Genomic DNA, 12,321 nt, shown 5'->3' with positions numbered 1-12,321 from the left:
GAAGCTCGTTGGTGATCGGAATGATCATGGTCCAACAGCCGCGGAGACGGTCCGTGCCCATCCGTACCGGCCCTAAGCGTACTCCGCGCCACCTACCCACAAGAGCTAGTGTACCTCAACTTTAAATATCACTATGTTCATGGTCCGTTGCAGTTCGCCTTCCCCACTCGGGAGCCAGTCCGACCGCATGAACCGGCCTTTCCGTCGCCACCAGGAGATGGTCAGCAACATCGTCCGAGCGATCGCGCACCGGGATACCGACATCCGCGACATCCTCGCCGCCGTGACGCCCGGCGGAGGCAAGAGCCTGTTGCCGGTCATCGCGGCGGCCCGCCTGATCGAGGCCGGGGTGGCTGACCGCGTCTGCTGGATCGTGCCGCGTGACAGCCTGCGGCTTCAAGCCGAGGAGGCGTTCGTCGATCCGGTATGGCGTACGGCCCTGGGACACAGCTTGACGGTGCGGGCGGCGGAGAACGCGCCCGATCTCTGCCGCGGACTGCAAGGCTACGTCACCACATATCAGGCTGTCGCCGCGGCCCCGGATCTCCATCTCGCCGAGTTCCAGCGACACCGGTATCTGCTGGCGGTGGATGAGCTTCATCATCTGCCCGCCTTGTCCGACCTCGATCACCTGACCAACGCCGCCGACGAAACGGCGTGGAGCCATAGCATCCTGCCCTTGCTGGAGTTGTCCAGCGTCCGCCTCCTCATGTCGGGAACCCTGCAGCGCACGGATGGTAAGGCCATCCTGTGGTTGCCCTACAAGCAGCCAAAGGGCACCCGGCGGGTGCGGGAAATCGACTTCGGCGCGGAGAACTGGGCGATCGTCGGCTATAGCCGACGTCAGGCGCTGGCCGAGCGCGCCGTGCTCCCCGTCACCTTCGGCGCGATGGATGGTGACGCGGAATGGCGCGATCCGCTGGCCCAGCAGAAAACCGTGGAGTCCCTGTCCCAGTCCGGCGAGATGGCGCACGACGCCCTGTTCACGGTGCTCCGGACCGAGTTCGCCGACGCGATGCTCCGCGTGGCCTACAAGGCTTGCCGAGACCACCGGGCAGCCCGGCGCAAGGCCAAGGGCGCCGAACCCGGAGACGACGTACGCGGCCTTGGCAAATTGCTGGTCGTGGCGCCGGATCAAGCGACGGCGTGGCGCTACGTGGAGACCCTGCGAGCGCGCTTTCCACAGGATCTGCGCGAGATCATGGTCCGCGCCGCGATGAGTGACGTGGCGGACTCGCAGGAAGCCATCGCGGAATTCCGCATGCGCCCTTTTCCAGCCATCCTGGTGACCGTCTCGATGGCGTACGAGGGCATGGATTGCCCGGAAATTTCCCATATCGCCTGCCTCACCCACATCCGCTCCCGGCCTTGGCTGGAGCAGATGATCGCCCGCGCCACCAGGGTCGATCCCCACGCGGGCGATTACGACGGACAATCCGCGCTGGTCTACCATCCCGATGACCCCATGTTCCGTGGCTTCCGCCATTTGATCGAGACGGAACAGGGAACCAAGGCCACGATCACCCGGCGCCGGGCCCAGCGCGAACTGCCGCTCGACGACGTGACGCGTGAGCGCGTTCCGGCCATCACGCCACTGCATTCCAACGCGACCGCGCTGCGCTTCGACACCATAGCGCCCGGACCGGATTTCGGGACGGTGCCGAGTGCCGGTCCCCTCGCCGACGGCGCTCCGCTCCAGCCCGGCCTGCCGCTGTTCGAACCACCCTCGATCGCCGAGCACCGCCTGCGCCAGCGCATCGGGCAGATGGTCGCCGCCCAGGTGATCGAGGACGAGGACGCCCACCTGATCCGCCGCAACACCGGCTATCACGCCTACAACGCCATCCTGAAGCGGGTGCTGGGCAAAAGCAGGGCGGAGATGACGCTGGCCGAGTTGGAGGCCTCCGTTGGGTGGCTGGAACGCAACCGCCTGAGCGACCACTCCGCGCTGATCGATGACGATCCCCAATACCGCTGGTCTTCCTCCCGCCGCGGCGGCACCATCCGGCTGGGGCCCCACAAATTCTGACCCACCGCAACCCAGGCATGCCGCGCCGCTGTTGACACGGCGCGGGTGAGCTTTGTTTAACCCATTCAGGAGATGTCGCCCGCCCCCATCCGCCTCACCGCGCGCTGACCCGATCCACAGGCCCGATCCACAGGAGCGTATTCTTGGAAGCTGGACGTCCGCGAAGCTTCGGCCGCGCCTTGTTGAGCCGCTGGGTCTCCCTGGCTTGCCGATGGCCGGCCGTGACCGTCGCCCTCGCGTTGATCGTGGCGGCGCTCGGGGGCTGGTATTCCGCCAAAAATCTAGGCATCAACACCAGCACGACGGATATGATCTCGTCCGACGCGCCGTTCAGAAAGCACACCGAAACCTACCGGCGGGCGTTCCCCTTCACCGACGACCAGATCGTCATCGTGATCGACGCCGAAGGACCGGAGCGGGCGGACACTGCGGCGGCGAGGTTGGCCGACAAGTTGCGGGAACGCGGCGATGTCCTGTCGGGCGTCGAGATCCCATCCGCCGATCCTTATTTCGAGCGCTATGGCCTGCTGTTCCTCAAACCCCAGGCGCTCCAGGACCTATCGACACGGCTGGCCGGCGCCCAGGCGGCGCTCGGGCTGCTGAGCGCCGATCCCTCGCTGATGGGCTTGGCGGAAATGCTGGATCTCGTGTTGGGCCGCGCCGGGGAAGCCGCGCCAGCCGAATTGGGCCGCCTGCTCGACGGCATGGCCGACACGACCGAGCGGGTCGCGCGCGGTGAGCCGGCGCACCTCTCCTGGACGGGACTCGTCGGCGGCGAGGGCATGAACAGGCTGGGCAACCGGCGCTTCGTGCTGGTCCAGCCCGTGCTGAACAACGCCAGCCTGTCACGCGGGCGGCCGGCCCTGGACGCGATCCGTGCCGCGATCGGCGAGCTCGGCCATGAGGAGGCGGGACAGGGCGTCACGGCCCGTGTGACCGGCGCCGTGGCGCTCCGCCAAACCGAGCTGGACACGGTGGCGGCCGGCGCCTGGATCGCCAGCGCGCTCTCCTTCGTGCTGGTGTCCCTGGTGTTGATCATAGGCATCCGCTCCGGCCGGATGATCGCGGCGATCCTGGGCACGCTGGTGATCGGCCTGTTGTGGACGTCGGGTCTGGCGGCCTTGACGGTCGGCCAGCTCAACTTGATCTCCGTCACCTTCGCCGTGATGTTCTTCGGGCTCGGCGATGATTTTGGCGGACACCTTGGACTCCGCTACCAGGAGGAACTGCTGGAGGGTGGCCCCGGTGGCACGCCTGTCCGGCTGGCGGCCGAGCGCGCGACGCTGGAGGTCGGGCCCGCCCTGACGCTCAGCACGCTATGCGCGACCATCGGCTTCATCTCGTTCGTTCCGACGGATTACCGAGGGCTGGCGGAGTTCGGGATCATTTCCGGGCTGGGCATGCTGGTGGCGCTGTTCACCAGCGTCACGGTGATGCCGGCCCTCCTGGTTCTGTTCAAGCCCGGACCGGGCGCCCGATCCGAGACCCGCGAGAACCGCGTCTTCGGCAACTGGATCGACCGCAACAGCCGTGCCCTGGTGATCATCGGCGCGCTGACCACCGTGGCCGCCGCCGCGCTCCTGCCCCAGGCTCGGCTGGATGCCAATCCCCTGAACCTGCAGGACGAGACGACCGAGGCTGTGAGCACCTACCGGGATCTGGCCCGTTCGCCGGATACCTCGCCCTACGGCGTCAACATCCTGGCCGCAGACCTGGACGCGGCGCGGGCCACAGCCGCGCGGCTCCGCCAACTTCCCGGCGTTGGCCAAGTGCGCACGGTGGAAAGCTACATTCCCGCCGACCAGGACGAGAAGCTGGCGACGATCGGCGATCTGGCGCTGCTACTCGCACCAAGCCTGTCCTCCGGCACGGGCGAGCGCTCCACGGACATGACCGACGCCCTTCGCCGCCTGCGGGAGACCTTGGCGAAGCATCAAGGCTTGCCGGAGGCCGCGCGCTTCGCCGCCACGATCGAGCGGGTGCCAGCGACACCGGAGGCGGCCGCCACGCTCGACCGGGCGCTGACCGGGAGCCTGCCAACCCTGCTCGACCGCCTATCGACCGGGTTGGAGGTCGAGCGGCCCGTCACCCTGGAGGATCTGCCACCCTCGCTGGCGCGCCGCTGGATCACCCCGGATGGCCGGGCGCGGGTCGAGGTTCTGCCGGACCGCGACATCTCCGACAGCAGGGCGATGGCCGCCTTCGCCGAACCCATCCTCACGATCGAGCCGACCGCCACAGGCGCCCCGGTCATCGTGACGGGCGCCACCGGGATCATCCTCGACTCGTTCGGCGAGGCCGTCGCGCTGACGCTGGGCGCGATCATCGTGCTGCTTCTCGTGGTCCAGCGCAGCATCCTCGGAACGGCCCTGATCCTAGCCCCTCTGGTCGTCGCCTCGATCTATACGCTCGCCGCCTCTGTCCTGCTGGGGCTGCCGTTCAATTTCGCCAACATCATCGTCATCCCCCTCCTGTTCGGCCTCGGCGTCTCCAGCAGCATCCACATGGTCACGCGCGGGCAGGATCTGATGGGGGATCGCGTGGCGGGCAGCCGTTTCGGCGTCGACCTGCTGATCACCAGCACGCCCCGCGCGGTACTCGTCACGGCGCTCACCACCAGCACAGCCTTCGCCACCCTGGCCGTTTCCCATCATCATGGACTGTCGAGCATGGGTATCCTGCTCGCCGTCGCCATCCTCGCCACGGTCATCTGCGCGCTGATCCTGTTGCCAGCCTTGATGATCCAACTGGAACGCATGAGACGATGATCGCCATCACCGCTCGAAACCTGCTAGCCGCCCTGCTGTGCCTGATGGCCGTCGCCGTCCCGGGTGGCGCCAAGGCGGACCAGCCGACCGATGTGGTCGGCCGCCTCAACGACGGCATCATCGCTCTGATGCGATCGGCCCAGTCCGGCGTGCCCGCGAGTGCCCGAATCCGCGACTTCGAGAAGGTCGTGCGCCGCGACTTCGACCTGGAGACGTCGCTGAGGGTCGCGGCACCGGGATACGACCGTGCCGCCGAGACCGAACGCCGCGCCCTGGTGGATGCCTTCGCCCGCCGCAACGCCGCGCAATATGTCAGCCGCTTCGACGCCTACAAGGGCGAGACGATCGAGATCAGTGGCGAGCGCCCTGGCCCCCGCGGCACCAGCTTGGTTGAAACCCACTTGAACCGCGCCGGCAACTCTCCCGTGATCCTGACCTATGTCCTGCGCCAGACGGGTGATCGCTGGGGCATCGTCGACGTGCTGCTCAAGGGAACCGTCAGCCAACTGGCGGTCCAGCGCTCCGATTTCGCCACCACGCTCCGCTCCGGCGGCCTTCCCGCACTGACCCACGAACTAAACGGCTACGCCGACGGCGTCGCGAGGCAATGAGGGCTCCGGCGCAACGACTTTGTTCGTTGGGTCAGTGAATCGCCCTGCCGCCACGCGCGTTCAATAAGCCCGTGACACCGTCAAGCAAGTTGGCGGGTGAGACCGGCTTCCTCAAAACGGGAACTTCGATGGACCTGCCATCGGGCATATTGTCGACGGTACCGTATCCGGTGCAGAACAGGTACGGCACGCCCATGGCTTCCAGCGCGTCCGCGATGGAATAGGACATTTCGCCGGACAGGTTGACGTCCAGCAAGGCTACATCCGGCGGGGAGGATCGAACCAGCGTCATCGCTTCGGCTATCGCTCCGACAGGCCCGACGACGCTTAGTCCCGCCTCCCTCAGGATCTCCGACATCGACAACGCGGTGAGTGTCTCATCCTCCACCACCAGAACCCGCGCGCCGACCAGCTCCGGCGGCGACGAGCCAGACACATCCTTTCCCCGCGGTTCGGCAGTGGCGACGATGTTTCCAGGATTGTAAGTGGCCATCGGCAATTGGAAGCGGACCATCAAACCTTGGGGGTTCCAGTCCATCGTCAGTTGGCCGCGCAACTGTTCCCGAACCGTGCGGGTCAGAAGATTGGTGCCGAAACCATGACGACTGGGTTGGCGAACCGGTGGACCACCGCTTTCGCGCCATTCCGCGACCAGCGGCAGCGCCTCGCCGCGTTCGAACCACCAAGTCAACTCAACCCGGCCATTTGGCCGCGACAAGCCACCGTACTTGGCCGCGTTCGTCGCCAGTTCATGCAGCAGCATCGATACGGCCTGGGCGGCGTTGGGGGCGATGACCACGGGATCGCCCGCGATATGCACGCGACCGTTGCCTCCATAGGCGGCCAACTCGTCTCTCGCCATCGTCAACAGGTCGGCGCCGGCCCAGTGCGACGACGCCAGAAGCGTATGGGCGCGGCCCATCGCTTGGACACGCCCCAGGACCGCATCCACGAAATCCTCGGGATTGTCAGCCTTGCTCAACAGCAGGATCGACTGCACCACCGCCAAGGCGTTCTTGGCCCGATGATCCACCTCCCGCATCAGCAGGCGCACGCGATCCTCCGACTGCTTGCGCTCGGTCAAATCGGCCGCCATGGAAACCACCAAACGCTTCCCCCTCCCGTCCCTGCCGATCGGCGCCGACTGGAACGCCCAAACGAGCGACTGGCCATTCGCCGTCCGGATCGTGTACTCGCCCTCCTCCACCGGCCCGTCGAATTCGAACAATCGCTCGATGTCGGCGCGCGCCGTCTGAGGAGCCGCGCCATGGGCCAGCTCGGTCCAAGCGGCGACCGTGGTGATCTGCGTCGCGGAATAGCCGGTAAGCCGGAGCCAAGCGGCGCTGAGATGGATGACATCCCCATCCTCGTCATGGACCATCATGGGAAAAGGCGCTCCCTCCACCACCCTGCGGAGCGCCGACTCGCTGTCGATCAAGGTTCTCTCCAGTTCGCGCCGCTGGGTGACGTCGAAGACGATCACCGTGGCTCCGGTCCAGTGGCCACCGGCACCCAGCAGTCCCGCGGCGCGGATGTCGATCCAGCATTCCCGGCCATCCGCGCGCGTGATCCGAACCTCCTTCTCGATGGATGAGCCCTCCGCCAGCAGGCGCCGGAACAGCAACTCCACTTCGATGCGGTCACCGTCCGGAACAAGATGCCAGACCGGGTGGGCGGCGATGTGATCCGGGCTCCGCCCCACGATGGCGCGGAACCGCTCATTGGTGAAAACCAACCGGCCGCCGAGGTCGATCTGCGCTATGCCAGCCATGGCCTGTTCGACGATCGTCGAGATCCTCGATTCAAGATGCAGGTTGGCGTCGCTCAGGCGGTGAGCCGATTGGCTCAACACGCCCTGCATACGGGCGACATCGCCAAGAAACATCATCAACAGCAATCCCGCCGAGATGAAGCCGCTGATCCGGCTGAAGTTCCAACCCAGCGTGTGGCGCCCTCCAGCGAGGGTGCCGAGCAGGATGAAGGCCAGAAAACCGCACATCACCAAGCTGAGCCAAAGGAACAGTGTGCTACGGCCCCGGAAGACCACCCACATCGCCGCGATGGTCGTGGCCGTGACAGCGGCGGATATCCAGTTGGCCAACGTCGCCCAGGCGGCCCACCTTTCGCCAACGATTTCGCTGGGCAAAAATCCTTGTCCGGTGGTGGTCACCAGCCCAAGCCCGCCGACGGCTATGACGACACCGACACAGGTGACCAACAGCGCGTTGGAACCGGGCGGACTTCCAGACCGGGCGCCATGTTCCCGCGACGCCAGCAGGACGGCCACCAGGATCAGGATCGGATATCCCAGGGTCCAGAACACGAATAGCCATCCGACGGTCTGAAACGTGCCGATCAAGGGTTGACCAACGATCCACGCGCCCGGAAAGGCCAGAACATGCAGGACGGCCATGAGCCCGCTATAGCCGTAGGCCGCGACCAGCAGCAGCATGGTCCGCGACGGTCTCTCCCGGTACTGCACCGCCAGGAGGAAGCAGGTGCATAGATCCGCGATGACGACGCCCGTCGCGAATGTGATCGTGACGGCGGGCATCACCGGCCCTGGAGTCGCGGCGAATGGGACCACGGCGGCGATCAGGATCGCGTAGCAGACGCTCAGAACGCCAACCAGGATTCGTTGGCCTGGTGAAGAGACCAATGCAGCGAAACCAACTGGCAGATCCGGCCCCGTCGACTTCTCCATGCCAATCCGCCCTCGCCAAGATGTGATCGTCCGCACGTCGAACAAGCGCGTCGTCTACACGGATTTCTGAAATAACGCAGCCCTCTAAATTGACAGCGTGACTTCCCGCATGGTGACTCTTATCAAAACTATTGGAGAATTGACCAGTGTTCGGTGGCTGTTTCCAAAGGCGTGTTCAGATTTGGACTGGTCATTCGCCCCCACTTGCAATGGGCTGATGGCAGCCATTACAATCGGCATCCAAAGGCCGAAAGCATGATTTCCCAATCATCCGAAACCGACGATCGAAACGGCATCACGCTGGTGACCGGGGGCAGTGGCTTTCTCGGCCGCCACCTCGTGGCCGCCCTGCTCGCGCGAGGGACGCGCGTGCGCGTGCTTGATCCCACCATCGCCGGCCTGCCACCGGAGGTCCAGGCGGTCCGAGGCACCGTGACCGACCCGGCGAGCGTCGCCAGGGCGCTCGACGGCGTCGATGTGGTTCATCATCTCGCTGGCCTGCCCGATCTTTGGTTACCCGACGGCTCCCGCTTCGACCAAGTCAACCGGGTGGGCACCGAGATCGTGCTCGAACAAGCCGCCCGCCGGGGAATGACGCGGGTCGTTCATTGCTCGACGGAGGGTGTGCTGATCCCGTGGCCACGGCGTAGGGGCGGAACGATCGACGAGCGTGCCGATGCCCGTTTTGAGGACATGGCGGGTCCCTACTGCCGGTCGAAGTTCCTCGCGGAGAAGGCGGCGCTGGACGCGGCCCGGGGCGGCTTGCCGGTCGTCGTGGTCAATCCGACGGCGTTGATCGGACCGGGAGATCGGAACGGCACGCCACCCTCTGGGATGATCCGGATGCTCGCCGCCGGCGCGATGCCGTTCCATCTGGCCTGCCGGCTGAACCTCGTGGACGCGCGCGACGTGGCGCTTGGGCATATTCTCGCCGCCGAGAAGGGCAGCGTGGGCGAGCGCTATATCCTCGGTGGCGAGAACATCGCGATGGCCGATCTGATACGGGCGGTGGCAAGCCTGACCGGCCACCCGGGACGAAGTTTGGCGATTCCCCGCTGGCTCGCCCTCGCGACGGGACACGCCTCCGAATGGCTGGCCGACCACGTCACGCGGAAGGCGCCGCAAGCGCCCCTGACCGGTGTCCGCCTCGCTTTGGCGGGAGGGGATTTCGACAGCGGCAAGGCTCGACGCGAGTTGGGCTTCAATCCCCGTCCGCTGGCGGAAACCCTGACAGACACTTTAAAGGACATGGCGTTATCAACGGCATAGCGACACGTGATCGCCGCGCACCGACCCGATCAGCATCCGGCCCCGCCACCGCACGGCGACCGTGGCGGCCGACAACCGGGTGCCATCATCCTCGAAGACGCGGCGCCGGTCTCCATCACGGCTGATTTCCTCGACCCGCGATGGCGCCCTATCGCTCCCAGGCAGGCCGTATCTGTACAGCGCTAACCGCCACAGCGATGGATGGATCGCCACGAGGACGCCGCCACCCTGGTCCCGCGACAGGTTGTCGGGTGCGCCATCAAGCGGGATCGTCCGACGGGGCGGCTTCCCCGCGATCAACTCGTCCAACGCGAACACCCGCAGGGATCGCCCACGGGTCAAGGCGATGGTGACTTCGCCGCGCTCCGGATCGACGACGATGCCATTGGGAAAATCCAGGCCGGGTGCCACCGCCCGCACACGCGATCCATCGAAGTAGCCGACGAAGCCCCGCTCCAGTCCGAAAACATTCTCGATCGCCACCCCAACGCCGCCGCAGGAGCCGTGATCCGCCGTGAACAGGAAGCGGTCGCCGTCGAGCCCGGCGATATCGTTGGCGCGACAGAGCAGGGGATCCTCGACGGTGCGTGTCCGTCCACCGTCCATTCCCATGATCCGCACCACGGTGTCTTCGGCGCCGCCGTCGCGCCGGTCGATCACGAATAGCCTCCGCGCCTCGAACAGATCGATGCCATGCGGCCGCCTGACCGTTCCGGCCGCCAGATCACGCACCTTGAGCGAACCAGGTTCTAGCGTCGCGAGATCGATAACTCGAAGACCTCCACCAGGGTCGCCATCGGCCAGCCTGTCATAGGCGGAGACGACCACCAGACCGGTTCCTGGGTCGAGTGCCATGTCCTCGGCGCCTACGACGGTCCGGCCGGTCGCATCGTCGATCAGGGTGACGGGCTCGCAGGTTTTGGCGAAAGCCGGAGACGCGGCCAGAAACGCGGCGATGAGGCCAGCCGCCGCCAGCCTCACCCGGTTGCCCCCGCCGGCTGCCGTCCCCAACGCTCCACATACGGCCCCCACGCCCGCCGCACCTTGTCGGCCACGGCCTCATCCAGGCGGTGGTTGTTCTTGGCGTAGTTTCGGACGGTGCCGAGATAAGCCTCGAACGCGGTCCGATCCCGCTCGAAGCCGGGCAGCTCCAAACTCTGGTAGATCCGGCCGATCTGACCCAGCGGGTCACGCTCCAGCGCGTCGTAGCCGATCTCGACGAAGCGGTTGGCCGGCAGGTCGCGGGTGTGCTCGATCAGCGCGGACATGACGCGCGGATAGGTCTCCAGCACCACCCGCTCGACATCCACGTGGTCGTGGGGTTGCAAGGCGAACTGGGCCAGCAGCTTCTTATAGAATCCCACGGTCGAGACGAAGACCTCGTTCGGATCGCGGTGGATATGGATGAACTTGGCGTCCGGCCAGACGGCTCGCAGCAGGTCGACCCGCGCCGTATGGACGGGATTCTTGATCAGTAGCCAGGGACGGCCTTGCCGAAGCGCCACCTTCCGCAGGAAATAGACGAAGGTATCCCGCCAAAGCTCGACCTCGCGCTCGCCGCAGCCGTCGAAGAAGATGCCAGCGCCATGGTTCTCGACGAACCGCTTGGGAAAATAGATGCCGTGGTAGAACGACAGCGGCATCATGTTGGCGAGCCCGATCTCGTCCTCCTGGGGCGAGTCCGGTGTCACCGCCACATTGTCGATGTACCGGTTCTCCGGTAGCGCCCTTTCCAGCAGGGGGCGCAGCACCCGGCCGAGCGTCAGGATCTCCCACGGCAATCCCACCGCCAAAGGCGGTACGAAGCCGAACTGGGGCGAGCGGCTCATCACGTTGTAGAGATGCGTCGTGCCACTGCGCCAATGTCCCAGGATGAACAGCGGCGCCGGAAGTTCCGGCTCGTGGCGCAGGCGGGACGCCGTCCAGATCCGCTCGATCGCGGTGAAGGGCAGTCGGCCCAAGGCGGACCCAAGGACCACGGCTATTTGCCCCAGGTGCCGGGCCGGTACGGGACCGTTCCGCTTCAACACCGTCGCCAGGGTGCGGAGATCCGCGCCGCAAAGGGGATGTTCAGCGAGCTTTCTGTTAAGAGCGGTCACCGTCACGTTCCGGTTCGATGGGCCGATATATCGGGGGGAAGAACAGGATGCATATCGATAAGCATACAATCGTATCGGTACGGTTTAATCAAATCATTCGGATCGTGTAGAAGTCGAAAGGATCATTGTCATCCCGATCGATCCATGCCAGTTTACTTGTCCAACGCCGCCCGTGAAACAACTTCGACACGGTCACGGTTGAGCGGCACGTCATGGCTGATCCGCCAGACGCCGCGGGCGCGTTCATCAGGTACAGCAACGGGTTCCAACATCATGCCGGGAAGCTTGATTCCCAGTCGCTTCGCCGTCGCGCGCGGCGATGGACTCCACATGACGGCCGGTCATCCGACCGACGGCGTCAATCTCCTCTCGAAAGCCGCCGTTTCGGCCAATCTTCTGGTCGCCATCCACAGGGCTTGCCCGATCCGGCAGGATTATCACGTGCTGAGTGGAGGCGTCGCGGTCCCCGGTGCGAACGGGGAGGAATACTGGCCCGACGTGGTGGTCGTTCACGGTCACTGTAGTCTCGGCCAGTGCCGGCCGGCCACTCCCATCCTCGTTGTCGATGTCGATGCCGGCGACCCCAACGATCCGGCGTGGCGCGCGCGGCGCGACGCCTATCTCAAGGTGCATTCGCTCCAGGCGTATTTCGCGGCGTCCTGTTCGGAGAAGCTGGTGGAGGTCCACCGCCGCTTCTCCGGATCTTGGACCAGCCTGCGTTTCGAAGGTCATGGACTGGTCGGGTTGCCGTCCCTCGGCTGCTCCGTGGACCTGAAGACGATCTACGCCGGGCTGACCTGATCGGCTCCTCCGCCGGAACATCGGCCACCTCCAGTCGTTC

The 12,321-nt window shown here is 65.7% G+C and carries 8 protein-coding genes; 5 read left to right on the top strand and 3 right to left on the bottom strand.

Annotated features, from left to right (window positions below; genetic code table 11):
- The first annotated feature begins 187 nt into the window (after nt 1-187).
- The 3 genes from N825_RS03945 (at nt 188) to N825_RS36180 (ending at nt 5,408) form a co-directional block, all read left to right on the top strand.
- Nucleotides 188-2,029 (top strand): DEAD/DEAH box helicase family protein, encoded by a 1,842-nt coding sequence (locus tag N825_RS03945; RefSeq protein ID WP_084164309.1) that lies wholly within the window; start codon nt 188-190, stop codon nt 2,027-2,029.
- A gap of 143 nt (nt 2,030-2,172) precedes the next feature.
- A complete protein-coding gene (locus N825_RS03940) occupies nt 2,173-4,797 on the top strand; it encodes an MMPL family transporter (RefSeq protein ID WP_037447181.1) in 2,625 nt (874 codons plus the stop codon).
- On the top strand, nt 4,794-5,408 hold the full coding sequence (locus N825_RS36180) for an ABC transporter substrate-binding protein (RefSeq protein ID WP_051511511.1): 615 nt from the start codon (nt 4,794-4,796) through the stop codon (nt 5,406-5,408). Before N825_RS03940 ends, N825_RS36180 begins: the two co-directional genes overlap by 4 nt.
- A gap of 31 nt (nt 5,409-5,439) precedes the next feature.
- Here N825_RS36180 and N825_RS36175 read toward each other — a convergent pair whose 3' ends face one another.
- The gene (locus N825_RS36175) at nt 5,440-8,112 is read right to left on the bottom strand and encodes a PAS domain S-box protein (RefSeq protein ID WP_084164307.1); all 2,673 of its coding nucleotides are present in this window, start codon (nt 8,110-8,112) and stop codon (nt 5,440-5,442) included.
- A gap of 255 nt (nt 8,113-8,367) precedes the next feature.
- On the opposite strand from N825_RS36175, the gene N825_RS03925 reads away from it, so the two are divergent.
- A complete protein-coding gene (locus tag N825_RS03925) occupies nt 8,368-9,381 on the top strand; it encodes an NAD-dependent epimerase/dehydratase family protein (protein ID WP_051511509.1) in 1,014 nt (337 codons plus the stop codon).
- On the opposite strand, the gene N825_RS03920 is transcribed toward N825_RS03925, so the two are convergent.
- Entirely contained in the window at nt 9,370-10,392 is a 1,023-nt protein-coding gene (locus N825_RS03920) for a hypothetical protein (protein ID WP_157618966.1), read from the bottom strand. The genes N825_RS03925 and N825_RS03920 overlap by 12 nt on opposite strands.
- Nucleotides 10,359-11,480: a sulfotransferase family protein gene (locus N825_RS03915; RefSeq protein WP_037447793.1), complete on the bottom strand. Its 1,122-nt coding sequence runs from the start codon at nt 11,478-11,480 to the stop codon at nt 10,359-10,361. Before N825_RS03915 ends, N825_RS03920 begins: the two co-directional genes overlap by 34 nt.
- A gap of 273 nt (nt 11,481-11,753) precedes the next feature.
- Between N825_RS03915 and N825_RS39640 the strand changes: the two genes are divergently transcribed.
- A complete protein-coding gene (locus N825_RS39640) occupies nt 11,754-12,281 on the top strand; it encodes a Uma2 family endonuclease (protein WP_037447175.1) in 528 nt (175 codons plus the stop codon).
- Nucleotides 12,282-12,321 lie beyond the last annotated feature (40 nt).

Origin of the sequence: Skermanella stibiiresistens SB22, assembly GCF_000576635.1 — a bacterium.
Lineage (GTDB): Bacteria > Pseudomonadota > Alphaproteobacteria > Azospirillales > Azospirillaceae > Skermanella > Skermanella stibiiresistens.
The sequence above is the reverse complement of the archived record's forward strand: the minus strand, read 5'-3'. Positions and strand labels throughout refer to the sequence as shown.